The 23,494-nt window shown below is 61.8% G+C and carries 21 protein-coding genes and 1 pseudogene; 18 read left to right on the forward strand and 4 right to left on the reverse strand.

What is annotated here, in order from left to right:
* The first annotated feature begins 7 nt into the window (after positions 1-7).
* From HX866_RS22490 to HX866_RS22545, 12 genes and pseudogenes are all read left to right on the forward strand, one after another.
* On the forward strand, positions 8-2,224 hold the full coding sequence (locus tag HX866_RS22490) for a DNA internalization-related competence protein ComEC/Rec2 (RefSeq protein WP_177140429.1): 2,217 nt from the start codon (positions 8-10) through the stop codon (positions 2,222-2,224).
* Between the two features lie 116 nt (positions 2,225-2,340).
* Entirely contained in the window at positions 2,341-2,976 is a 636-nt protein-coding gene (locus HX866_RS22495) for a MotA/TolQ/ExbB proton channel family protein (RefSeq protein ID WP_177094662.1), read from the forward strand.
* Positions 2,973-3,401, forward strand: a complete 429-nt coding sequence (locus HX866_RS22500; RefSeq protein ID WP_100940776.1) for an ExbD/TolR family protein — start codon at positions 2,973-2,975, stop codon at positions 3,399-3,401. The genes HX866_RS22495 and HX866_RS22500 overlap by 4 nt, the downstream gene beginning before the upstream one ends.
* Entirely contained in the window at positions 3,401-4,411 is a 1,011-nt protein-coding gene (gene lpxK / locus HX866_RS22505) for a tetraacyldisaccharide 4'-kinase (protein WP_177140430.1), read from the forward strand. Before HX866_RS22500 ends, lpxK begins: the two co-directional genes overlap by 1 nt.
* 25 nt (positions 4,412-4,436) lie before the next feature.
* A complete protein-coding gene (locus HX866_RS22510) occupies positions 4,437-4,622 on the forward strand; it encodes a Trm112 family protein (protein WP_007931663.1) in 186 nt (61 codons plus the stop codon).
* Complete coding sequence (gene kdsB, locus HX866_RS22515) at positions 4,619-5,383, forward strand: 3-deoxy-manno-octulosonate cytidylyltransferase (protein ID WP_177094664.1); 765 nt, start codon at positions 4,619-4,621, stop codon at positions 5,381-5,383. Before HX866_RS22510 ends, kdsB begins: the two co-directional genes overlap by 4 nt.
* Positions 5,383-5,847: a low molecular weight protein-tyrosine-phosphatase gene (locus HX866_RS22520; RefSeq protein WP_177140431.1), complete on the forward strand. Its 465-nt coding sequence runs from the start codon at positions 5,383-5,385 to the stop codon at positions 5,845-5,847. Before kdsB ends, HX866_RS22520 begins: the two co-directional genes overlap by 1 nt.
* Positions 5,844-6,854, forward strand: a pseudogene (gene murB / locus HX866_RS22525) (UDP-N-acetylmuramate dehydrogenase); the annotation flags it as partial. The gene HX866_RS22520 and the pseudogene murB, both read left to right, overlap by 4 nt.
* Positions 6,855-7,081: 227 nt before the next feature.
* Positions 7,082-7,552: a (2Fe-2S)-binding protein gene (locus tag HX866_RS22530; protein WP_177105662.1), complete on the forward strand. Its 471-nt coding sequence runs from the start codon at positions 7,082-7,084 to the stop codon at positions 7,550-7,552.
* Positions 7,549-9,867: a xanthine dehydrogenase family protein molybdopterin-binding subunit gene (locus tag HX866_RS22535; RefSeq protein WP_177140433.1), complete on the forward strand. Its 2,319-nt coding sequence runs from the start codon at positions 7,549-7,551 to the stop codon at positions 9,865-9,867. The genes HX866_RS22530 and HX866_RS22535 overlap by 4 nt, the downstream gene beginning before the upstream one ends.
* Positions 9,867-10,853, forward strand: a complete 987-nt coding sequence (locus HX866_RS22540; protein WP_177094669.1) for an XdhC family protein — start codon at positions 9,867-9,869, stop codon at positions 10,851-10,853. The genes HX866_RS22535 and HX866_RS22540 overlap by 1 nt, the downstream gene beginning before the upstream one ends.
* Entirely contained in the window at positions 10,846-11,445 is a 600-nt protein-coding gene (locus HX866_RS22545) for a nucleotidyltransferase family protein (RefSeq protein ID WP_177140434.1), read from the forward strand. Before HX866_RS22540 ends, HX866_RS22545 begins: the two co-directional genes overlap by 8 nt.
* Here the strand turns inward: HX866_RS22545 and HX866_RS22550 are convergent.
* The 3 genes from HX866_RS22550 to rne all read right to left on the reverse strand — a co-directional run bounded on the left by HX866_RS22550 (position 11,423) and on the right by rne (position 17,487).
* Positions 11,423-11,824: a hypothetical protein gene (locus tag HX866_RS22550; protein WP_177140435.1), complete on the reverse strand. Its 402-nt coding sequence runs from the start codon at positions 11,822-11,824 to the stop codon at positions 11,423-11,425. The two genes, HX866_RS22545 and HX866_RS22550, sit on opposite strands and share 23 nt — an antisense overlap.
* Positions 11,825-11,828: 4 nt before the next feature.
* Positions 11,829-13,955, reverse strand: a complete 2,127-nt coding sequence (locus tag HX866_RS22555) for a hypothetical protein (RefSeq protein WP_177140436.1) — start codon at positions 13,953-13,955, stop codon at positions 11,829-11,831.
* 202 nt (positions 13,956-14,157) lie between these two features.
* Positions 14,158-17,487 carry a ribonuclease E gene (gene rne, locus HX866_RS22560; RefSeq protein WP_442604704.1) on the reverse strand — a complete coding sequence of 1,110 codons (3,330 nt, stop codon included), beginning with the start codon at positions 17,485-17,487 and terminating at the stop codon, positions 14,158-14,160.
* A 711-nt stretch (positions 17,488-18,198) separates the two neighbouring features.
* Between rne and rluC the strand changes: the two genes are divergently transcribed.
* The 3 genes from rluC to HX866_RS22575 are packed head-to-tail and all read left to right on the forward strand — an operon-like array spanning position 18,199 to position 20,817.
* On the forward strand, positions 18,199-19,155 hold the full coding sequence (gene rluC, locus HX866_RS22565; protein ID WP_177094679.1) for a 23S rRNA pseudouridine(955/2504/2580) synthase RluC: 957 nt from the start codon (positions 18,199-18,201) through the stop codon (positions 19,153-19,155).
* Entirely contained in the window at positions 19,145-19,807 is a 663-nt protein-coding gene (locus HX866_RS22570) for an HAD-IA family hydrolase (protein ID WP_177094681.1), read from the forward strand. Before rluC ends, HX866_RS22570 begins: the two co-directional genes overlap by 11 nt.
* Positions 19,808-19,827: 20 nt before the next feature.
* Entirely contained in the window at positions 19,828-20,817 is a 990-nt protein-coding gene (locus tag HX866_RS22575) for a S49 family peptidase (protein WP_177094683.1), read from the forward strand.
* A gap of 130 nt (positions 20,818-20,947) precedes the next feature.
* Here HX866_RS22575 and HX866_RS22580 read toward each other — a convergent pair whose 3' ends face one another.
* Positions 20,948-21,526: a Maf family protein gene (locus HX866_RS22580; protein ID WP_177094684.1), complete on the reverse strand. Its 579-nt coding sequence runs from the start codon at positions 21,524-21,526 to the stop codon at positions 20,948-20,950.
* Between the two features lie 105 nt (positions 21,527-21,631).
* On the opposite strand from HX866_RS22580, the gene HX866_RS22585 reads away from it, so the two are divergent.
* From HX866_RS22585 to plsX, 3 genes are read left to right on the forward strand one after another with little or no spacing between them, the layout of a single operon-like run.
* Positions 21,632-22,159: a YceD family protein gene (locus tag HX866_RS22585; RefSeq protein ID WP_177094686.1), complete on the forward strand. Its 528-nt coding sequence runs from the start codon at positions 21,632-21,634 to the stop codon at positions 22,157-22,159.
* A 13-nt stretch (positions 22,160-22,172) separates the two neighbouring features.
* Entirely contained in the window at positions 22,173-22,355 is a 183-nt protein-coding gene (gene rpmF / locus HX866_RS22590) for a 50S ribosomal protein L32 (protein WP_003179396.1), read from the forward strand.
* 3 nt (positions 22,356-22,358) lie between these two features.
* Entirely contained in the window at positions 22,359-23,369 is a 1,011-nt protein-coding gene (gene plsX / locus HX866_RS22595; protein ID WP_177094688.1) for a phosphate acyltransferase PlsX, read from the forward strand.
* Positions 23,370-23,494: the final 125 nt, after the last annotated feature.

Consider the following 23,494-nt stretch of genomic DNA (forward strand, 5'->3'; position numbering starts at 1 on the left):
AGGTCTTATGCGCACAGGGATGTTGGCGCTGGCGGCGGGGCTGCTGGTCTTGCGGTTTTTGCCGCAATTGCCACCGGGCGGGCTGCTGTTGGTACTGCCGGTACTCGGCTTGATGCTGTTGCCGTTTCGCACTTATCCACTGGCATTGTTTCTGTTTGGCTTCAGTTGGGCCTGTTTCCAGGCGCAACGGGCGCTGGACGATCGGCTGGCGCCCGTGCTGGACGGCCAGACGCTGTGGCTGGAAGGCCGGGTGGTCGGTTTGCCGCAACGTCATGCACAGGGCGTGCGCTTCGAGCTGGAAGGCGCGACTTCGCGCCGAGCCCGGTTGCCGGTCCGGCTGCGGCTGTCCTGGTTCGGCGGGCCGGATCTGCGCAGCGGCGAACGCTGGCGGCTGGCGGTGCAGCTCAAGCGTGGGCAGGGTTTGCTCAACCCCGCGGGGTTCGATTATGAAGCCTGGCTGCTCGCCCGGCGCATCGGCGCCACCGGTACGATCAAGGACGGACAGTTGCTGGCGCCGGCCAGCGGCGCCTGGCGCGAGACGATTCGACGGCGCTTGCTGCAAGTCGATGCCCAAGGACAATCGGCAACCCTGGTGGCCTTGGTCCTCGGTGATGGCTCGGGCCTGTCCGCGCAGACCTGGCGCGTGTTGCAGGACACCGGCACCCTGCATCTGCTGGTTATTTCCGGCCAGCATATCGGGCTGTGCGCCGGGCTGGTCTACGTGTTGATCGCCGGGTTGGCGCGTTATGGCCTGTGGCCGGGTCGCTGGCCCTGGCTGCCCTGGGCGTGTGGCCTGGCCTTTGCGGCGGCGCTGGGCTACGGGCTGCTGGCCGGTTTCGGCGTGCCGGTGCGGCGGGCCTGTGTGATGCTCGCCATGGTGCTGCTGTGGCGTTTGCGTTATCGCCACCTGGGGGCCGTGACGCCGCTGCTGGCGGCCTTGAACCTGGTGCTGCTGTTCGACCCGTTGGTGAGTCTGCAAGCGGGGTTCTGGTTGTCCTTTGCCGCCGTGGTGGTGCTGATCTTCACCTTCAGCGCACGGTTGGGCGCCTGGAGCTTCTGGCAGAGCTGGACCCGCGCGCAATGGGTGATCGCCCTCGGCTTGTTTCCCGCCTTGCTGCTGCTGGGCCTGCCGGTCAGTCTCAGCGCACCGCTGGCCAACTGGGTCGCCGTGCCCTTGATCGGTCTGCTGGTATTGCCCCTGGCCTTGCTCGGCACATTACTGTTGCCGCTGCCCTGGCTGGGGGAGGTTTTGCTGTGGCTGGCCGGCGGTCTGCTGGGCGGGTTGTTTCAGGGGCTCGAATGGCTGGCCGCGCAAGTGCCGGCCTGGGTGCCGGCAGCCGTTCCGTTGTGGGCCTGGGCGCTGAGTGGCCTGGGTATCCTGCTGCTGTTGCTGCCGGCTGGTATCCCTTTGCGACCCTTGGGTTGGCCGCTGGCGGCACTGGCGCTGTTTGCGCCCACGGAGCGAGTGGCGCCGGGGGAAGCCGAGGTCTGGCAGCTGGATGTCGGCCAGGGGCTGGCGATCCTTGTGCGAACCCGCCAGCACAGCCTGTTGTATGACGCCGGGCCGCGCTTCGGCGAGTTCGACCAGGGGGAGCGGGTGGTGCTGCCGTCCTTGCGCAAACTGGGTGTGCGCCAACTCGATACGCTGTTGCTCAGTCATGCCGATGCCGATCACGCCGGCGGGGCGTTGGCCGTGCGGCGCGGGCTGCCGGTGAGCGAGGTGCTTGGCGGCGATATCGAGGGTTTGCCCGCAATATTGCAGGCCCAGCCCTGTGTCAGTGGCCGGCACTGGCAGTGGGACGGTGTGGGTTTTACCCTGTGGCGCTGGCCCCTGGCCCGGGACAGCAATCAATCTTCCTGCGTCCTGCAGATCGAGGCCAATGGCGAGCGCCTGCTGCTGACCGGCGATATCGATATCGAGGCCGAGCGAGCCTTTCTCGACAGTCCGCTGGCGATCGGCAGCGACTGGCTTCAGGCCCCTCACCACGGCAGCCGCAGTTCCTCGTCACTGGTTTTCCTGCAACGCCTGGCCCCCCGCGGTGTGCTGATTTCCCGTGGACGCGGCAATGCCTTCGGTCATCCCCATCCACAGGTCATGGCACGTTACAAAGCCTTGGACATGGCGATCTACGACAGCGCGGAACAGGGCGCGCTGCGTTTGCTACTGGGACGCTTCGACGAACCGCGGTCCCTGCACGCCGCGCGGCGCTTCTGGCGGCAATAGCCCGATGCTTTTCAATAACCCTGGGTTATTAAAGTACGCCGCCATGGGACATCACGATCTTCGGCCCGCGCAACCCCTATGTTAGAGTGGCGCACTTTTTCGAGGGGACTGTCACTGTGTGGGAATTGGTCAAGTCCGGCGGCTGGATGATGCTGCCGATCATTTTGAGTTCCATCGCTGCAACGGCCATCGTCGCTGAGCGTCTGTGGACGCTACGGGCCAGCCGCGTGACCCCGGAGCATCTGCTCGGGCAGGTCTGGCGCTGGATCAAGGACAAGCAACTGGACAAGGAAAAGCTCAAGCAACTGCGCGCCGATTCGCCCCTGGGCGAGATCCTCGCCGCGGGCCTGGCGAACTCCAAGCATGGTCGCGAGATCATGAAGGAGTGTATTCAGGAAGCCGCTGCCCGGGTCATCCATGAACTGGAGCGCTACCTCAGCGCCCTCGGCACCATTGCCGCCATGGCGCCCTTGCTCGGGCTGCTGGGCACGGTGCTGGGCATGATCGATATCTTCAGTTCATTCATGGGCACGGGCATGACCACCAATGCCTCGGTGCTCGCCGGGGGGATTTCCAAGGCGCTGATCACCACGGCTTCAGGCTTGATGGTCGGGATTCCCGCAGTGTTCTTCCATCGTTTCCTGTTGCGCCGGGTCGATGAGCTGGTGATGGGCATGGAGCAGGAAGCGATCAAGCTGGTCGAGGTGATACAGGGCGACCGCGACGTCGACATGCCAGAGGGTAAAGCGTGAAATTCCGCCGCAAGCCCCTGGAACCCGTGGACATCAACGTGACGTCGTTGATCGACGTGGTGTTCGTTCTGCTGCTGTTTTTCGTCACCACCACCACCTTTACCCGCCAGACCGAGCTACGGGTCGACCTGCCGCAGGCGGTCAGCGGCTCGCCGGCCGAAGACCATATTCCCAAGGAGCTGGATATCGCCATCAGCGCCGAGGGCGTCTACACGGTGAACAACCAGCGCCTGCCGGCCAATGATCTGGCGAGCCTGATGGACGCGGTGCAGAAAGAGTCCGGCGGCGATACCAGCTTGCCACTGTCCATCAGTGCCGATGGCAAGACCCAGCACCAGGCGGTGATCACCGCTATGGATGCGGCCGGCAAGCTGGGCTTCAGTCATCTGCGCATGACCACCGTCGAAGCGGCGCCGGCCCCCTGATGAGCTTTTCCGAGCGTCTGCTCGCCGCCTGGTACAACGGTCATCCGGCGTTGAGCCTGTTGCGCCCGCTGGAGTGGTTGTACCGCCGGGTGGTCGACGGCAAGCGAGCGCGTTTCGTCGCGGGCGAAGGATCGATCTACCAGCCGCCGGTGCCGTTGATCGTGGTGGGCAATATCACCGTCGGTGGTACTGGCAAGACGCCGATGATTCTCTGGCTGATCGAGCACTGTCGGCAGCGAGGCCTGCGGGTTGGGGTGGTCAGTCGCGGTTATGGCGCCAAGCCGCCGCAGTTGCCCTGGCGTGTGCAGGCCGACCAGGCGGCGGCGCTGGCCGGTGACGAGCCGTTGCTGATCGTCCAGCGCAACGGCGTGCCGTTGATGATCGATCCGGACCGCAGCCAAGCGGTCAAGGCCTTGCTGGCCACGGAAAAGCTCGACCTGATCCTGTCCGACGATGGCCTGCAGCATTACCGCCTGGCCCGCGACCTGGAACTGGTGTTGATCGACGCCGCCCGGGGGGTGGGCAATGGCCGTTGTCTGCCCGCCGGTCCGCTGCGTGAGCCGATCGAACGCCTGCAAAGTGTCGATGGGGTGCTTTACAACGGCGCCAGCGAGGACCGTGACAGCGGCTTTGCCTTTCGCCTGCAGCCGACGGCATTGGTCAACCTGCTGACCGGCGAACGCAAGCCCGTCGACCACTTTGCGCCCGGACAGGCCGTGCACGCGGTCGCCGGCATCGGTAACCCGCAACGTTTCTTCAATACCCTCGAAACGCTACACTTGCAGCCTGTGCCCCATGCCTTTGCCGACCATGCCGAGTACAGCGCCGCGACCTTGAGCTTCGAACCGACGCTGCCGCTGGTCATGACCGAAAAGGATGCGGTGAAATGCCGGGCCTTCGCGGCGCCCGACTGGTGGTACCTGGCGGTGGATGCGTTGCCGTCCGAGGCCTTCACGGCCTGGTTCGACACCCAACTGCTGCGCCTGCTGCCCAACCGTCTTTTGCCCTAAACCCGTTTTTATCCAGGGAACCTTCATGGACACCAAACTGCTCGACATCCTCGCCTGCCCGATCTGCAAAGGCCCCCTCAAGCTCAGCGCCGACAAGACCGAACTGATCAGCAAGGGCGCGGGCCTGGCCTATCCGATCCGCGACGGCATCCCGGTGATGCTGGAAAGCGAAGCCCGTACCCTGAGCACCGACGAGCGTCTGGACAAATGAGCACCCCGTTCGTCGTTGTCATTCCGGCGCGTTTTTCCTCCACCCGCCTGCCGGCCAAGCCGCTGCAACTGATCGCCGGCAAGCCGATGATCCAGCACACCTGGGAACAGGCCTGCAAAAGCAGCGCCCAGCGGGTGGTGGTGGCCACCGATGATGCACGTATCGTCGAGGCCTGCCGGGCCTTTGGTGCCGAAGTGCTGCTGACTCGCGAAGATCACGAGTCCGGCACCGATCGCCTGGCCGAGGTGGCTACCTTGCTGGGCTTGGCGGCGGATGACATCGTCGTCAATGTCCAGGGCGACGAACCGCTGATCCCTCCCGTGGTGATCGATCAGGTCGCGGCCAACCTCGCGGCCCATGGCGAGGCGCGCATGGCGACCCTGGCCGAGCCGATCCATGACCTCGAAGCCCTGTTCAATCCGAATGTGGTCAAGGTGGTCAGCGACATCAACGGCCTGGCCCTGACCTTCAGTCGCGCGACCTTGCCCTGGGCGCGGGATGACTTTGCCATCAGTCGTGAGCAGATGCCGCAAGGTGTGCCATTCCGCCGACATATCGGCATCTACGCCTATCGTGCCGGCTTCCTGCATGATTTCGTCAGCTGGGGTCCGTGCTGGCTGGAAACCACCGAGCGCCTGGAGCAACTACGGGCGCTGTGGCACGGCGTGCGGATCCACGTTGCCGATGCCCTGGAGGCGCCACCCACTGGCGTCGATACCGCGGAAGACCTTGATCGCGTTCGTCGTTTGCTGGAGGCCTGATGCGGGTTCTGTTTGTCTGCCTGGGCAATATCTGTCGTTCGCCCACGGCCGAAGGTGTCTTGCGGCACAAATTGCGTGAGGCCGGATTGGCCGAACAGATCGAAGTGGCTTCCGCCGGCACCGGTGCCTGGCATGTCGGCAAGGCGCCGGACAGTCGCAGCCAGCGGGCGGCGCGGATGCGCGGCTATGACCTGTCGGCCCAGCGCGCCCGGCAGGTCGGCGCGGCGGACTTCAACCGCTATGACCTGATCCTGGCCATGGACCAGAGCAACCTGCGTAACCTCAAGTTATTGCAGCCGGCCCAGGGCAAGGCCGAACTGGACTTGTTCCTGCGGCGTTATGACGGGGCGGTGGAGGACGTGCCGGATCCGTACTACGACGAAGAACACGGTTTCGAGCAGGTACTGGACCTGATCGAACAGGCCAGCGATCGGCTGGTGATCGAACTCAAGGGGCGTCTATGAGCCTGCAAGTGCAAGCCGGGGTGTCCCTCAAGCCCTATAACAGTTTCGGCGTCGACGTCCGCGCGCAGTGGTTCGCCGAGGCCCATGGCGATGACGATGTCCGTGAGGCCCTGGCCTATGCGGCGGCGCGGCAACTGCCGTTGCTGGTGATCGGTGGCGGCAGCAACCTGCTGCTGACCGCCGATATCCAGGCGCTGGTGTTGCGCATGGGCACCCGGGGGATTCGGCTGCTGCACGATGACGGCGACAAGGTCGTGATCGAAGCCGAGGCCGGCGAGCCCTGGCATCCCTTTGTGCTGTCGACCCTGGCCCAGGGCTGGAGTGGTCTGGAAAACCTCAGCCTGATTCCTGGCACTGTGGGCGCGGCACCGATGCAGAACATCGGTGCTTATGGGGTCGAGATCAAGGATGTGTTTGCCGGCCTGACCGCGCTGGATCGCGAGACGGGCGAGTTGCGCGAGTTTTCCCTGCAAGAGTGCCAGTTCGGTTATCGCGACAGTCTGTTCAAGCACGCCGCCGGACGCTGGTTGATCCTGCGTGTACGCTTTGCCTTGAGCCGCGCCGAGCATCTGCACCTGGGTTACGGCCCGGTGGCCACGCGCCTGGCCGAGCAGGGCGTCAGCCAACCGACCGCCAGCGATGTCAGTCGGGCGATTTGCAGCATCCGCAGCGAAAAACTGCCCGATCCGGCTGTGCTGGGCAACGCCGGGAGTTTCTTCAAGAACCCCTTGGTGTCGGCTGCCCAGGCTGCCGAATTGAAGTTGGTGCATCCCGGCCTGGTGAGTTATCCACAGCCTGAAGGCCAGGTGAAACTGGCGGCGGGCTGGTTGATCGAGGCGGCGGGTTGGAAAGGTTTTCGTGAGGGGGATGCCGGGGTACACCGTTTACAGTCCCTGGTGCTGGTCAACTACGGCGCGGCGAGCGGCCTGCAGTTGCTGGCCCTGGCCCGGCGCATCCAGGCTGACATTTTGCAACGATTTGCCGTTGAGCTGGAAATGGAGCCGAACCTCTNNCCACCGAGAAAGCCCTGTATATGTAGCGTATACGGGGCTTTTTTATTGATATGGCTTTCCTTGGGCCGATTAACGCTGTACATACTGACTTCAATAACGGATTCATGAAGCGTTCACTTCATGAAAAATCCGATTAGCCTGAGTTCATCTGCTGTGCCGTGCGTGCGGCTACCCTTGGCAGAGGGCTCGACCCCATAACCTCGAACTATGCGGGCGTGCTTATGATTACCCTGAAACTCAACGGTCAAGACCATCCACTGGACGTCACCGAGGACATGCCGCTGCTATGGGCGATCCGCGACGTGGCGGGTTATACCGGGACCAAATTCGGCTGCGGCATGGGCCTGTGCGGTGCCTGCACCGTGCATATCGACGGGCTGCCGGCGCGCTCCTGCATCACGCCCGTCGGTTCCGTGGCGGGGCAGAGTGTCAGCACCATCGACAACCTGCACAGCGATCCGGTCGGACAGGCGGTGCAGCAAGCCTGGCTGGACGGCGGCGTGGCGCAATGCGGCTTCTGCCAGGGTGGACAGATCATGTCGGCTACCGCGCTGCTCAAGGTCAACCCCAAGCCCAGCGATGCGCAGATCGAAGAGGCAATGGTCGGCAATATCTGCCGCTGCGGCACCTACAACCGGATCAAGACCGCGATCCACAGCGCGGCGGCCCATCTGCAGGAGGCCAAGGCATGAGCCAGTCCCTGAATGATTTCGCCCTGAGCAATCTCAGTCGACGCGGCTTTCTCAAGGGTGTCGGTGCGACCGGTGCATTGCTCCTGGCGGCGACCTGGGGCCTCCCCGATGCATGGGCCGAGGGGGAGAAGAAGTACGGCGCCGACGGTATGCCCCATGGCTGGATCGATGATCCCAAGGTCTATGTCAGCATCGAGGCCGATGGCAGCGTCACGGTGATCTGCAACCGCTCCGAGATGGGCCAGGGGGTGCGCACCAGCCTGAGCATGGTGGTGGCCGACGAACTGGAAGCCGACTGGGCGTTGGTCAGGGTCAGGCAGGCACCGGCGGATGAAGTGCGTTTCGGCAACCAGGACACCGACGGTTCGCGCAGCATGCGCCATTGGTATGAACCGATGCGGCGTTGCGGCGCGGCCGCCCGGACCATGCTCGAGCAGGCGGCGGCGCAGCAGTGGAAAGTCCCGGTGAGCGAGTGCCGCGCCCAGTTGCACAAGGTTATCCACAGCCCGAGCGGGCGTGAACTGGGTTACGGCGCCTTGGCTGCCGCTGCCGGCGCCCTGGCGATTCCGCCCCGGGACAGCCTGAAGCTCAAGCAGCCCGCCGAGTTTCGCTACATCGGCAAGGAGTCGACGCGGGCCATCGACGGCGCGGATATCGTCAATGGCCGTGCCTTGTACGGTGCCGATATCCATTTCGATGGCATGGTCTACGCCACCATCGCCCGTCCCCCGGTCTATGGCGGCAAGGTCAAGTCCTTCGATTCGGCCGCCGCGCTGAAGGTGCCGGGTGTGCTCAAGGTCCTGGAGATCGAAGCCCGGCCATTGCCTTCGGAGTTCCAGCCACTGGGTGGGGTGGCGGTGATCGCGAGCAACACCTGGGCAGCGATCAAGGGCCGTGAGGCGCTGAACATCGTCTGGGATGACGGCGCCAACGCCAGTTATGATTCGATTGCCTATCGCCAGGAACTGGAAGCTTCGGCGCGTCAGCCCGGCAAGGTGGTGCGTGATACCGGTAATGTCGACGAAGCCTTGAAACGTGCCGACAGTCAGTTCGACGCCGGTTATTACCTGCCGCACCTGTCCCAGTCGCCGATGGAACCGATGGTTGCCATCGCCCGTTTCAGCGATGGCCACTGTGAAGCCTGGGCCCCGACCCAGGCCCCCCAGGTCACCCGCGAGCGGATCGCCGAGCGCCTGGGCATAGGTTTCGATCAGGTGACCGTCAACGTGACCCTGCTCGGCGGCGGTTTCGGGCGCAAGTCCAAGCCGGACTACATCATCGAGGCGGCCGTTCTCGCCAAGGCGATGCCCGGCCAGCCCGTGCGCGTGCAGTGGACCCGGGAAGACGACATCCACTACTCGTATTTCCACACCGTGTCGGCGGAATACCTGCGCGCCAGCCTGAACCAGGACGGCACGCCTTCTGGCTGGTTGCACCGTACCGTGGCGCCAAGCATCACGGCCTTGTTCGCGCCCAACATGAACAATGAGGCGGCGTTCGAGCTGGGCATGGGCTTCACCAACATGGCCTACAACATCCCCAATGTGCGTCTGGAGAACCCGGAAGCGAAGGTGCATACGCGGGTGGGCTGGTACCGTTCGGTGTCGAATATCCCCCATGGTTTCGCCATCCAGAGTTTTGTCGACGAACTGGCCCACAAGGCCGGCCAGGACCCCTTGGCCTATCAGCTCAAGTTGCTGGGGCCGGATCGCCAGATCGACCCACGCACCCTCAGCGATCAGTGGAACTACGGTGAATCCCCCGAGCGTTATCCCATCGACACCGGGCGCCTGCGGGCGGTCCTGGAAACCGCGGCCAAGGCCGCCGGCTGGGGACGCAAGCTGCCGCCAGGACGTGGCCTGGGGCTGGCGGTGCATTACAGCTTCGTCACCTACGTGGCGGCGGTGATCGAGGTGGAGGTCAAGGAGGATGGCAGCCTGATCGTGCACAAGGCCGATATCGCCGTGGATTGCGGCCCGCAGATCAACCCCGAGCGGATTCGCTCGCAGTTCGAGGGGGCTTGCGTGATGGGTTTGGGCAACGCCGTGTTGGGTGAGATCAGCTTCAAGGAAGGCAAGGTTCAGCAGGACAACTTCCATATGTATGAGGTAGCGCGTATGTCCCTGGCACCGAAGGAGGTCGCGGTGCATCTGGTCACGCCGCCGGGCGAGGTTCCTTTGGGCGGTGTCGGTGAACCGGGCGTGCCGCCGATTGCGCCGGCGCTGTGCAATGCAATCTTTGCCGCCACCGGCAGGCGTATCCGCAACCTGCCGGTGCGTTACCAACTGCAAGGCTGGAACCCGGTGAAAGCTTGATGGACAGTGTTGATCTGAATGTCCTGCGCAGTGTTCTGCAATGGCGCCGTGCGGGGCAGCGGGTGGTGTTGTACAGCGTGGTCCAGACCTGGGGTAGCGCGCCTCGCCAGCCGGGGGCAATGCTGGCCTTGCGCGGTGATGGCGTGGTGATCGGCTCGGTGTCCGGGGGCTGCATTGAAGACGACTTGATTGCCCGCTTGCAGGATGGCCGCTTGCCCGAAGAGGGGCCGCCGGTGCAATTGGTGACCTACGGTGTGAGCCGTGATGAGGCGGCGCGTTTCGGTCTGCCGTGTGGCGGGACCTTGCGCCTGACCGAGGAGCGTGTGGGTGATCCGACGTGGGTCGCCGAGCTGTTGCAGCGTTGTGAAGATCACCAGGTTGTGGCCCGGGAACTGGATCTGCACAGCGGGGCGGTGACCTTGTGTGCGGCGGGTAAGCAGGAGGCGCTCATGTTCGACGAGCGGACCTTGCGGGCGATCTACGGGCCGCGCTGGCGCTTGTTGTTGATCGGCGCCGGACAGTTGTCGCGTTATGTCGCGGAAGTGGCGCGCATGCTGGATTTCGAGGTGCTGGTCTGTGACCCGCGCACGGAGTTCGTCCAGGGTTGGGAAGCGCAGCATGGGCGTTTTGTGCCGGGTATGCCGGATGAGGCGGTGCTCGGTATTGAAACCGATGAACGCACGGCGATTGTCGCCCTGACCCACGATCCGCGCCTGGACGATATGGCGCTGCTCACGGCGCTGAACTCCCGGGCGTTTTATATCGGGGCGTTGGGCTCTCGGGTCAATAGTCGCAAGCGCCGGGACAACCTGGCGTTGCTGGGCCTGAGCCGTGAGGCCATCGGGCGCTTGCATGGGCCTATTGGATTGCATATCGGCAGTCATACACCGGCGGAGATTGCCCTGTCCCTGATGGCGGAAATTGTGGCGATCAAGAACGGTGTTGAATTGCGGCAGAAGAAACCGGAGTTGGCGACCAGTGAGTGATGGGATTGCGGCCGTTATCCTGGCGGCAGGGCAGGGCAGCCGCTTTCGACAGGCGGCGGGGGCCGATCAGGACAAGTTGCTGGCGCGTTGCGTTGGGCGTGATGGTGTCGAGCGTGCGGTGTTGGAGCATGTGCTGTTGAGCTTGCCGCAGGTGCTCGGCACTCGATTGCTGGTCACGACGGCGGACAGGCTGGAGGTGATTCGTCTGGCGCGGGCGTATGGCTGTCGAGTGTTAATGATCGAGTCGACGGGCATGGGCGACAGCCTTGCTGCCGCAGTGACGGCGACGGCCGATCAGGCGGGGTGGCTGGTGGTGTTGGGGGATATGCCGTTTATCCTGCCGCAGACACTTGCGCGGGTGATGGCGGGGATTGAAGACGACGGTATCTGCGTGCCGGTGTTTCAGGGTGAGCATGGGCATCCGGTGGGATTCGGGCGTGGGTTCGGGCCTGCCTTGATGGGGTTGTCGGGGGATCGCGGAGCCAAGCCGTTGTTTGCGGAAGGCAAAGTGCGAGTGTTGTCTGTCGAGGATCCCGGTGTGCTGTGGGATGTTGATATACCTGCAATGCTTACTCCTGGCGGCTACAGCTGAGGTTTCCTATACGATTGCTCTCTATAGGGATCAAGCAGATAAAGTGTTCCTCTCCGGTCAAGGCAAGTGGAGTAATTGAGAGTGTTGTTTCTATTCCGATTTTCGAAAATCTTATATTTTCGAAGTCGGCGTCGGTAAAGTCGGCTCTTAAAGATTTTCCCTCAAAGCGACAGAATTTTTTCCTTGAAGAAATACTCCAGTTTTTTTCAGGATCTAAAATTTCTACATTCAAACAGGGGTAGTTGTCGCGGCTTATCAAATAGCGTACGACTGTATTTCCAAAGCGCTTGGAATCCACCTCGAAGATCGATCGGTAGCTAATTTCTTCGGCCATTGTGCTTGCCGTGTAGATAAGCGCTAGCGTTATTATTTTTTTCATGGAGTCACCTCAAGTGCCTTATGCGTCTGTTAAATCTGTCGGATGGTACGTTGGGCCAATTCAAGCTGTTGCTCATGATGTCCAATAGCCTTGGGCGGTCGTTGGCTACGAAGTGTCTTTGCAATAGAATTCTGGAGTCCGTGTTGTAGTCTCCTCTGTATCTCAAATCGACTATCAGATCCTGAATCCTGTTCTCTATCGAGTCCCAGTTCAGTGCTCCATATTCGCGATCTTTAGCGAGCTTCTCTGAGATCCGGATAACTTCACTCTTCATGAACTCATAGACGGGGATAAACAAATCATGCTGCTGCTTTCTGGAAATGGAAAACCTCTTGATCTCCGGACTGGCCGCCTTGATATAGTTTCTTGCTGTCTGACCCTGCAGCCCCATGGCCCCAATCAACCAGCTATACAGCGGCTCGGGAATATTGGCTGATGCCAGGTCGGTTTCAGCATTTTTGTTCTGCCCTAGATCATAGCCACGACCAATCGTGACTCCCGAAGCCCCGCCCGGCCAATGAACCTTGCGACTGAAGTAGATATGCAGCGGATGGCCAGGGTCATCAATATCGTTACCTTCCACATCAAACGTCAGTTGTCCTCGCTCCACCGTGAGCCACTTGAGGTCGTGTTCATCTTCTATATAAACAAAGTTTGCCAATAACCCGATGGGATGGAAGTGCCAGGCTTTCCCGTCCGGGCGGATCCCGTGTTTGCCCGCCAGCTCTGCCCACCAAGACAGTTTCTGAATCCGCTTTTTCTCCTCTGCCCAGCGTTTATTGGGCTCGCCGTCCCTATGCCGCAGCAGGTGATCCAGTTCATTCCATTTGACGGGGTTCCAGAACCACTCGCTTTCGTAATGGACAATCAACTGTGAAATGGCTTGGGCGTGATGGGGATTGTCCAGTGCGGCGCGAATTTGCTTGGATGTCAGCAGTGGGCTGACCGCAATGGAATCGGCATTGCCCTGGATGATCTGGCGCAGGCGGGTCTTGATCGGACCGTTGTTGGCCTGGTGCACCAGCAAGTCATAGTCGGCTTGTTGCGCCTTGCTGAGCAACTTCAGGGCCTGAAAGTGGCAGGCCAGTTGTTCGCTATGGCAGGTTGTCTCCTGCAAGCAGTCGAAGCCTGCCCAATCCCACGGGCTGTAGTGGTCGAAGAACAAGGTACTTTCGCCCAGCCAGCCGCTGAGACGCTGGCCGTTGGCATCGGCCATGCGGTTCTTGAGATGCCACCAGTTCCGGGTGTAAGGCTTCAGGCCGGGAGGGGCAAAGCTGTCGCGGATCCGGTGGTCGGACGGCAGATTGTCGAGGACGACCCTTGGCAGGATCAGACCCGGGAGTGTCCGCAGGCTGCGCTGGGTCATTTTCGGTGGATTGGCGGCATTGATCTCCGGCGTATGGGGCACCAACGCACTGGCGATCGTGCTGATGCCGGCCAGGTTCCTTTCGCCCTCGGGAAGGTCAGCGGCATAGGCCCTGCTTGTTTCGATAAAACCCGGTACATCGTCGCAACTGAAGATTTCCAGATGCAGCAGGCCCTCGCCATCCCCATGACGGGGTGTACTGAAGGTCCCGGGATGGCCGATCAATTCCCCGGCCTTGATGGCAAACGGGGTGTCGAGCAGGATGACCCGAGCCTCGGCCTCCGGCTCTCCGATCCAGAATGCGGGCCTGGCTTTGTCGGGGTCGCGCAGGTAATGCTCCCAACTGAGCAGATGCATATACAGGCTGTAGAACGTCAGTGTCGGCGATGGCGCTGAGGTGACGGTGTTGCAGGGTTCTCCAGCCAGGCCCAGGCAATGTTTGACCAATATGAACCCCGTTGAATAGGTCGACGGTTCGCCGTTGGCCTTGGGGCTGGTGGGGTAGACCTGATCGATACGGTAGGCAATAACCTCGCCATCGGCGATGCAGCGCACGGCTTCCTGATTGAGGAGCATTGCCGTGTGCTTGTCGAAATGCACTCCGCCGTGCCAGAGCCCGCCTTGTCCCAACGGGTAGGTGCCGCCCGTGGCTTTGGCCAGCGCGTCGTAGCAGATTTGCGGGTCAGCCACTTCCTGGCTGTGGGCGCCTGCCGTCCTGAAAGGAAAGCACCAGGCCAGCGTCTTGTTTGTGTCCGTCATGAACATTGCCCTCTCACCCGTCCCTGAGAGGCTTGACTGTGCTCCGACGAAACAGAGGCGTCAGTCAGTGGACTTCACGCCGTAATGTGGGGCTTTTCCTTGAAGTTTGGCGGCCGAATCTTCAGGTGGGCGAGGAGGGGGCTAAGTCGAGGGCAAAAAAAGCCCCGCCTGCATCGCTGCAGGCGGGGCTTTTCAACAGCCGTCAGAATCAGGCGAGGGGTTTAGGCTCGTGGACTTCTTCCAGGGCTTTTGGGCTGTGCTCAACCACTTCTTCGACGGACTGCAGGTTTTCGTCGATGGTCGGTGCAACCGCTTCGCTTTCAGCCGGTACGAACGCGACCGGAGCGGCTTCAGGCGCAGGCGCCGGTTCGGCAGCGACCACGGCTTCTACTGCCGGGGCAGCAGCGGCGCGTTCGGCAGCTTCCTGGGCCAGACGGCGACGACGCACTTCACGTGGGTCGTTCGGTGCGCGACCGTTGCTGCCCAGGGCGCTGGCGGGAGCCGACTCGACAACCGGTGCAGCGACTTCAGCCACTACCGGGACAACCACCGGAGCAGGCTCTGGCTGTGCAACCACGGCCGGCTCTTCAGCCACCACCGTTTCAGCCACAGGTGCCTGAGGTGCTTCGACGGCTGGCTCGGACCATTGGAACGTGGCCTGGACTTCCTTGGCGGGCTCTGGCGCAACTTCTGCAGCCGGCGCTTCAACAGCGACTGCTTCAGCGACAGGGGCTTGAGCAACAGGCTCTTCCACTACGGGGGCCGCGACAACCGGTGCTTCAACAACCGGCGTTTCGATGGCCGGTTCAGGCGCCACGAACACCGGCAGTTCAGCAACAACGGCCGCTTCTACAGCCGCTTCAACCACAGGCTCGGCTTCACGAACCGGAGCCACTTCGACTTCCGGTACCGCAGGTGCTTCCACCGGGGTGGTGGCTTCAACGACCGGCGCTTCAACCGCTGGCGTTTCCTGGATCGCGGCAGTGGCCAGTTCGGCTTGCTGATGCGCTTCGGCTTCGGCTGGAGCGCTGATCACGCTGCTGGCAACGGCGGCGGTCACGGCCAGGCCGGCAGCCAGTTCGGCACCGGTAGCAGGCTCGTGGTGTTCTTCGCTGCCTTCTTCCGAACCTTCGATCACATTGCCGTTGGCATCACGCTGACGCTCACGACGGTTGCTGCGGCGACGCTGACCACGGGAACGGCGACGTGGACGATCGCCACCTTCGGCGTTGTCCTGGCCGTCGTCCTGCAGATGCTCTTCGCCCTGCAACACCTCTTCTTCTTCACCGGCGACAACAGCCTGCTCGGCGCGTGGCTGACGTTCTTCACGCGGTGCACGCGGCTGGCGTTCTTCACGTGGAGCACGGGCCGGACGTTCTTCGGCGACTACGGCAGCGGTTGCAGCAGCGGCGACAGCCGGTGCGGCATCCAGCGGTTCACGCAGTTCACGGACGCGTTCTTCACGCTCGCCACGAGGCTTGCGATCTTCACGCGGAGCGCGTGGTGCACGTTCTTCGCGCGGTGCACGTGGAGCGCGTTCTTCGCGGGCAACGGCCGGCGCTTCATCACGCACTTCGCGGACTTCACGTGGCGCACGCTCTTCACGCGGTGCACGTTCTTCCCGTGGGGCGCGTTCTTCACGCGGCTCGCGCGGCGCACGTTCTTCACGTGGAGCACGGTCTTCGCGTGGCTTGCGCTCTTCATCGCGGCGACCATTACGGTTGCGGCTCTGCTGGCGACCGTTGCGGCGCTCTTCATTGCGCGCCGGACGCTCGGCTGCGGGTTTTTCAACCACGGCCGGTGCAACAGGCTCTTCCTTGCTGGCGAACAGGCTGACCAGCGACTTCACCAGGCCCTTGAACAGGCTTGGCTCGGCGACAACCGGTGCCGGCGCGGCAACCGGAGCGGCAACCTCTTCGGCCGGAACCGGAGCGTTGGCGCGGACCGGAGCGGTCTTGACCGCTGCTTCCTGGCGAACCAGGGTGCGGGTCGCCGCGGCGGGCTGGACTTCTTCCACTTCGGCAGCGGCAGCGGCGATTTCGTAGCTGGACTGGTTGGTGTGGGCTTCCGGGCTGTCATCACGCAGACGTTGCACTTCGAAGTGCGGGGTCTCGAGATGATCGTTCGGCAGGATCACGATGCGTGCACGGGTGCGCAGTTCGATCTTGGTGATCGAGTTGCGTTTTTCGTTGAGCAGGAAGGCTGCAACCGGGATCGGCACCTGGGCGCGGACTTCGGCGGTGCGGTCTTTCAGGGCTTCTTCTTCGATCAGGCGCAGGATCGCCAGGGACAGCGATTCAACGTCACGGATGATGCCGGTGCCGTTGCAACGCGGGCAGACGATGCCGCTGCTTTCGCCCAGGGACGGACGCAGGCGCTGACGGGACATTTCCAGCAGGCCGAAGCGCGAGATGCGACCCACTTGTACGCGGGCACGGTCGGCTTCCAGGCACTCGCGGACTTTTTCTTCCACGGCGCGCTGGTTCTTGGCCGGGGTCATGTCGATGAAGTCGATGACGATCAGGCCGCCGATGTCGCGCAGGCGCAACTGACGGGCGATTTCTTCAGCGGCTTCGAGGTTGGTCTGCAGCGCGGTTTCTTCGATGTCGCTGCCTTTGGTGGCGCGCGCCGAGTTGATGTCGATGGACACCAGGGCTTCGGTCGGATCGATCACGATGGAGCCGCCGGAAGGCAGTTCGACGACGCGCTGGAAGGCGGTCTCGATCTGGCTTTCGATCTGGAAACGGTTGAACAGCGGCACGCTGTCTTCGTACAGCTTGATCTTGCTGGCGTACTGCGGCATCACCTGGCGGATGAAGGTCAGGGCTTCGTCCTGGGCTTCAACGCTGTCGATCAGCACTTCGCCGATGTCCTGGCGCAGGTAGTCGCGGATGGCGCGGATGATCACGTTGCTTTCCTGGTAGATCAGGAAAGGCGCGGAACGATCCAGCGAAGCTTCTTTGATGGCGGTCCAGAGTTGCAGCAGGTAGTCGAGGTCCCACTGCATTTCTTCGCTGCTGCGGCCCAGGCCGGCAGTGCGCACGATCAGGCCCATGTCGGCTGGTGCAACCAGGCCGTTCAGCGCTTCACGCAGTTCATTGCGCTCTTCGCCTTCGATGCGACGGGAAATGCCGCCGGCACGCGGGTTGTTCGGCATCAGTACCAGGTAACGACCGGCCAGGCTGATGAAGGTGGTCAGGGCGGCGCCCTTGTTGCCACGTTCTTCTTTTTCGACCTGGACGATAACTTCCTGGCCTTCGCTCAGGACGTCCTTGATGTTGACGCGGCCTTCAGGGGCTTTCTTGAAGTATTCGCGGGAGATTTCTTTCAGCGGCAGGAAGCCGTGGCGCTCAGAGCCGAAATCGACAAAGGCAGCCTCAAGGCTTGGCTCGATGCGAGTAATCCGGCCTTTATAGATGTTGGCCTTCTTCTGCTCGCGGGCACCGGACTCGATGTCCAGGTCGTAGAGGCGCTGGCCATCTACCAGAGCAACACGCAACTCTTCGGGTTGAGTTGCGTTAATCAGCATTCTTTTCATGTAGTACCGTCGGTTTCCGGGCTGCCGGAAACGGCGTTCGGCACACACGACTTCTCACGGTCGGTGTCAGGTGCGTCAGGAGTGGTTGGCCACTCCTGTGTCTGCGAGGTTCATCCAAAGGGGACGAAGTCGCGACTCACGCGTCCTGCTTCTTGGGGTGACATAAGACACCTCACAAGCAAAAGCTCTGTCAGGAGGAGGAATCAACCGCGGGTGTGGACGATATGAAGCGTCTTGATAAAGCCTAATGCTACACAGTCCGACGGTTGTGCATCTCCACCCTACACGTATCCCTGATAATTCGGGTGCGGCCGCGCGCAGAATCCGCAGCGGGTTGGCATTTACCGTGTTTTCCGAAAGGGAAAAGCACGCTCATGGCTAATTAGGCGTTGTTTCCGATGCCTTCGCCCAGGTGTGATTCATGACCGACTGCACTTTGTGAACTGGCCGTTAATATCGGCTCGGGAAACGAGTGTTGACTCAGTTTACCGGCGCGCTTCAGGCCTCATGTCACCTGCGCTTGTTACGATCGCAAACCTTTCCTCGAACGGCGAAAGCCCCGTAGGACGGCCTCGCATCCTGATGAATTGCGTTGGGCAGGGCCGGCTGTTGGCCGTTTGTCCTCTGTCCAGCCGCTTTTGGCGGCGTTCGCGACTATAGCAGCAATGATTAAGTGCTTCAATTCCATAAAAAATTGTTATCATCGCCGACATGACGACGACTACCCCCCCGACTCCAGGCGTACAACTGCTTGAGGTCTCGCCGGAATATGCCGGCCAGCGCATTGACAACTTCCTTCTCGCCCGGCTCAAGGGTGTGCCCAAGACCTTGATTTACCGCATTTTGCGCAAAGGCGAAGTGCGGGTGAACAAGGGGCGCATCAAGCCCGAGTACAAACTCCAGGCCGGCGATATCGTGCGGGTTCCGCCCGTGCGCGTCCCCGAGCGTGACGAGCCGGTGCCTCTGGCCCAAGGCCTGTTGCAGCGCCTGGAGGCCTCGATTGTCTTTGAAGACAAGGCGCTGATCGTGATCAACAAGCCGGCCGGCATTGCCGTGCACGGTGGCAGTGGCCTGAATTTCGGCGTGATCGAAGCCTTCCGTCAGCTGCGCCCTGATACCAAGGAGCTGGAACTGGTCCATCGCCTGGACCGTGATACCTCGGGCCTGCTGATGATCGCCAAGAAACGCAGCATGTTGCGCCATCTGCACGAAGCGCTGCGCGGCGACGGCATCGACAAGCGTTACATGGCCCTGGTCCGCGGTAACTGGGCGTCCTCCATCAAGCAGGTGCGCGCGCCCTTGCTCAAGAGCAACCTGCGCTCCGGCGAGCGCATGGTCGAAGTCAACGAAGAGGGCAAGGAGGCGCTCACGGTATTCAAGGTGCTGCGCCGTTTCGGTGATTTCGCCACCATGGTCGAGGCCAAGCCGGTTACCGGTCGTACCCATCAGATTCGTGTGCACACCCTGCACGCCGGGCACTGTATTGCCGGTGACAGCAAGTACGGCGATGACAGCTTCACCAAGGAAATTCGTGATCTGGGTGGCAAACGCCTGTTCCTTCACGCCTATATGTTGACGGTGCCGCTGCCCGATGGCGGCGAATTGAAGTTGCAGGCGCCGGTGGATGAAATGTGGGCCAAGACGGTGGAGCGACTGAGTGCGGTCTGAATACAAGCTGCTGATTTTTGATTGGGACGGCACCCTGGCCGATTCCATTGGTCGGATTGTCGAGGCGATGGGGGTGGCGGCCGCTCGTTCGGGTTTTGTCCTGCGCGATGAGACGGCGGTCAAGGGAATTATCGGTCTCGGCTTGCCGGAAGCGATCTGCACCCTGTACCCGGCGATCAGCGATGCTGAGTTGGTGGTCTTTCGCCAGCACTATGCCGACAGCTACATTGCCCTTGAGACGGAGCCTTCGCCGCTGTTTCCGGGTGTCCTGGAGTCCATGACGGCGTTTCGCGCCGCCGGTTACCAGTTGGCGGTCGCGACCGGCAAGAATCGTCGCGGGCTGGATCGGGTGCTGAAAGCCCATGGCTGGCTGGATTATTTCGATATCACCCGTGCCGCCGATGAAACCGCGAGCAAGCCGCATCCGCTGATGCTCGAGCAGATTCTTGCTCATTGTGCTGTCCCTGCTTCCCAGGCCCTGATGATCGGGGACTCGGCTTTCGATTTGCAAATGGCGCGCAATGCTGGCATGGATTCAGTGGCTGTAGGTTATGGTGCCTTGTCGCTGGATGAGCTGCGGGTGTTCGAGCCGCGTTTGGCGATTGACAGTTTTCCTGAGTTGCATGCCTGGCTCGATGGCCGGGTCAATTGAATTCGTTGGGGTGAGTACGCATGTCTGATGAATGGGGCGCGCCGCCAAAGGCGAATGCCGAATCGGGTGATGACAAGAGCTGGAAGCTGCTGGAAAAGACCCTGCTGGCCGGTGTGCAGGAGCAGCGTCGTTCGCGGCGTTGGGGGATCTTCTTCAAGCTGTTGACCTTCGTGTATCTGTTTGGTGCGCTGGTGATGTTTTCGCCGTTGATCAATATGGAGAAGAACGCCAGTCGTGGGGCTCACTACACCGCCCTGATCGAAGTGCGTGGGGTGATTGCGGACAAGGAGTCGGCCAGTGCCGACAATATCGTCGGCAGCCTGCGCAGCGCCTTCGAGGACCCCAAGGTCAAGGCGATCATCATGCGCATCAACAGCCCGGGCGGCAGTCCGGTGCAGTCGGGTTATGTGTTTGACGAGATTCGTCGCCTGCGTGGCCTGCACCCGGATACCAAGGTCTATGCGGTGATTTCCGACATTGGTGCTTCCGGTGCCTACTACATCGCCAGTGCGGCGGACGAGATCTATGCCGACAAGTCGAGCCTGGTCGGTTCCATCGGTGTGACGGCGGCCGGCTACGGTTTTGTCGGCACCATGGAGAAGCTGGGGGTGGAGCGGCGTGCCTACTCCTCGGGGGAGCACAAGGCGTTTCTTGATCCGTTCCAGCCGCAGAAGGCTGACGAGACCAAGTTCTGGCAGGGTGTGCTGGACACGACCCACAACCAATTCATCGCCAGTGTGAAGAAGGGGCGTGGCGATCGCCTGAAGGACAAGGATCACCCCGAGCTGTTCTCCGGGTTGGTCTGGTCTGGCGAGCAGGCGTTGCCATTGGGGTTGATCGATGGCCTGGGCAGTGCCAGTTCGGTGGCGCGGGATGTGATCGGCGAGAAGGAGTTGGTGGACTTTACCGTTCAGGAGTCGCCTTTCGATCGCTTCTCGAAAAAGCTCGGTGCCAGTGTCGCGGAGCAGTTGGCAATGTGGATGGGCTTCCAGGGGCCGACCCTGCGCTGATAGCTTGTGCAGTCATAAAAAACCGGTCGCCAGCGACCGGTTTTTTTATGGGTGGAATGCAGGGTTCCGGTAGGTAGGAGCAAGCTTGCTCGCGATCAGCCGGCAGGCTGAGGGTTGCGCGATAAAAATATCACGGAATCTGCACGTCCTCGGCCAGCAGCATGTCCACCAGGCGAATCAGTGGCAGTCCGATCAGGCTGGTGGCATCCGGGCCTTCCGTGCTCTGGAACAGGCTCACGCCCAGTCCCTCGGCCTTGAAGCTGCCAGCGCAGTCGTAGGGTTGTTCGGCGTGCAGGTAGCGTTCGATGCGCTCGACGTCGAGAGTGCGCATCTGCACGCTGAAGGGGATACAGTCCACCTGGCACCTCCCTGTGCGGCTGTTGAGCAGGGCCAGCCCGGTGAGGAAGCTGACGCGGGTGCCGCTGGCGGCCATGAGTTGTTCGCGGGCCTTCTCGAAGCTGTGGGGCTTGCCGAGTATCCGTCCGTCGAGTACGGCGACCTGGTCCGAGCCGATGATCAGGTGTGCCGGATGGAGGCTGGCCAGGGCCCGGGCCTTTTCCTCGGCCAGGCGTTTGACCAGCGCGATGGCGGCTTCGCCAGGGTGCTGGCTTTCGTCGATGTCCGGTGAGGCGCAGGTAAAAGGCAGGCGCAGGCGGGACAGCAATTCCCGGCGATAAGTCGAGCTTGAGGCGAGTAACAAGGGCAGCATGCGGTTCTCCTGAGCAGGCCAGGGATTCTAGTCGGGTCGCCAGCTGACGGACAGGGTCTAATTTCCTTTGACAGTGGCAGGGTGCATCCCTAGAATGCTGCGCCTATGTTGAATGACCCGATTCCACCTCACGTTGACCCGCGCAAATTGGCTGATCGTGGCACCACCCTTCAAGGTGAAATGCTGCTGGCCGATTTGGAGAGACTCTGCGACTCGCTTTCCGACACTGTCGGTACGGTGCAGGCTAAATTCGTTTTTGAGCGAGATGAACGTAAATCTGTGATGATTCACAGCTTTATCGACACCGAAGTCAAAATGGTTTGCCAGCGTTGTCTTGAGCTGGTCACCCTGCCGATTCACAGCGAATGCAGTTACGCTGTGGTGAAGGAGGGTGCGAATACCCAGTCGTTGCCGAAAGGTTATGACGTGCTGGAACTGGGCGAAGATCCTTTGGATCTGCAGGCATTGATCGAGGAAGAGCTTCTGCTCGCCTTGCCCATTGTGCCTGCTCATCATCCGGAAGAATGCCAGCAGCCGGCGGGGCTCGATGAGCCCGAACCGAGCGAGGACGAGGTAACGCGGTCCAACCCGTTCAGTGTATTGGCGCAGTTAAAGCGTGACCCAAACGTTTAGGAGTTAATCAATTATGGCTGTTCAGCAGAACAAAAAATCCCGCTCCGCCCGTGACATGCGTCGTTCGCACGACGCCCTCGAGGCAAGCACCCTGTCCGTGGAAAAGACCACCGGTGAAGTTCACCTGCGTCACCACGTATCGCCAGAAGGCGTATACCGTGGCCGTAAAGTGATCGACAAGGGCGCTGACGAGTAAATCTTGTCCGCTCAGATCATCGCGATCGACGCAATGGGCGGGGACTTCGGTCCCCGCAGCATTGTCCAGGCCAGTATTGCCTGCCTGTCTGCTACACCCTCGCTGCACCTGACCCTCGTCGGTCAACCTTCCCAGCTTGAACCCCTGATCGCCAGCCAGCCGGCTGTGGATCGCGCGCGCCTGACGATTACCCCCGCCAGCGAAATCATCACCATGGACGAGCGTCCGTCCCAGGCCCTGCGTGGCAAGCCGGATTCGTCGATGCGGGTGGCTTTGCAGTTGCTGCGCGATGACAAGGTCCAGGCCTGTGTCAGTGCCGGTAATACCGGTGCCTTGATGGCCTTGTCGCGGCATGTGCTGAAGACCTTGCCGGGTATCGATCGTCCGGCGATGGTGGCGGCCATCCCGACCCAGCGTGGCTATTGCCAGTTGCTGGACCTGGGGGCGAATGTCGATTGCAGTGCCGAACATCTGTTCCAGTTCGCCGTGATGGGCGCGGTGGCCGCCGAGGCCCTTGGCGTGGTGCGGCCGCGTGTGGCCCTGCTCAATGTCGGCACCGAGGACATCAAGGGCAACCAGCAGGTCAAGTTGGCAGCGACGCTGTTGCAGCAAGCGCGGGGGCTGAACTACATCGGTTTCGTCGAAGGTGATGGGCTGTATCGCGGTGAGGCCGACGTGGTGGTGTGCGACGGTTTTGTCGGCAATATCCTGCTCAAGTCCAGCGAAGGCCTGGCGACCATGATCGCTGCGCGGATCGAGGCGCTGTTCAAGCAGAGCCTGGCTTCGCGGCTGGTTGGTGCCCTGGCCCTGCCGCTGCTCAAGCGCCTGCAGGCCGATCTCGCCCCGGCACGACATAACGGCGCGAGTTTTCTCGGCTTGCAGGGCATTGTCGTCAAGAGTCACGGCTCCGCCGGGGTCGAGGGTTTCCAGAGCGCGATTGCGCGGGCCTTGATCGAGATCCAGGAAAACCTCCCCGAGCGCCTGCACGGTCGCCTGGAGGAGCTATTGCTTTAGGCGTTTTCCCGCGGGAATGCTTAAATGTGACCGCTCAGTTCAATCAGCCATCCAAACTGACAGTTTCTTGCGTCCGCCACGGCGGGACGTCAATTCTCCGACGACAAGATCATTAGGGGCTTGTT

It is taken from the genome of Pseudomonas gingeri, assembly GCF_013386165.1.
In the GTDB taxonomy this organism is placed as follows: Bacteria; Pseudomonadota; Gammaproteobacteria; order Pseudomonadales; family Pseudomonadaceae; genus Aquipseudomonas; species Aquipseudomonas gingeri_C.

Coding starts and splice junctions, on each gene's coding strand:
- HX866_RS22580 (WP_177094684.1), bottom strand. CDS start 21,526: ATGCTGCCCTTGTTACTCGCCTCAAGCTCGACTTATCGCCGGGAATTG.
- kdsB (WP_177094664.1), top strand. CDS start 4,619: ATGAGCACCCCGTTCGTCGTTGTCATTCCGGCGCGTTTTTCCTCCACC.
- HX866_RS22535 (WP_177140433.1), top strand. CDS start 7,549: ATGAGCCAGTCCCTGAATGATTTCGCCCTGAGCAATCTCAGTCGACGC.
- HX866_RS22520 (WP_177140431.1), top strand. CDS start 5,383: ATGCGGGTTCTGTTTGTCTGCCTGGGCAATATCTGTCGTTCGCCCACG.
- lpxK (WP_177140430.1), top strand. CDS start 3,401: ATGAGCTTTTCCGAGCGTCTGCTCGCCGCCTGGTACAACGGTCATCCG.
- HX866_RS22510 (WP_007931663.1), top strand. CDS start 4,437: ATGGACACCAAACTGCTCGACATCCTCGCCTGCCCGATCTGCAAAGGC.
- rluC (WP_177094679.1), top strand. CDS start 18,199: ATGACGACGACTACCCCCCCGACTCCAGGCGTACAACTGCTTGAGGTC.
- rne (WP_442604704.1), bottom strand. CDS start 17,487: ATGAAAAGAATGCTGATTAACGCAACTCAACCCGAAGAGTTGCGTGTT.
- rpmF (WP_003179396.1), top strand. CDS start 22,173: ATGGCTGTTCAGCAGAACAAAAAATCCCGCTCCGCCCGTGACATGCGT.
- HX866_RS22550 (WP_177140435.1), bottom strand. CDS start 11,824: ATGAAAAAAATAATAACGCTAGCGCTTATCTACACGGCAAGCACAATG.
- HX866_RS22575 (WP_177094683.1), top strand. CDS start 19,828: ATGTCTGATGAATGGGGCGCGCCGCCAAAGGCGAATGCCGAATCGGGT.
- HX866_RS22540 (WP_177094669.1), top strand. CDS start 9,867: ATGGACAGTGTTGATCTGAATGTCCTGCGCAGTGTTCTGCAATGGCGC.
- HX866_RS22555 (WP_177140436.1), bottom strand. CDS start 13,955: ATGTTCATGACGGACACAAACAAGACGCTGGCCTGGTGCTTTCCTTTC.
- HX866_RS22585 (WP_177094686.1), top strand. CDS start 21,632: ATGTTGAATGACCCGATTCCACCTCACGTTGACCCGCGCAAATTGGCT.
- HX866_RS22530 (WP_177105662.1), top strand. CDS start 7,082: ATGATTACCCTGAAACTCAACGGTCAAGACCATCCACTGGACGTCACC.
- HX866_RS22490 (WP_177140429.1), top strand. CDS start 8: ATGCGCACAGGGATGTTGGCGCTGGCGGCGGGGCTGCTGGTCTTGCGG.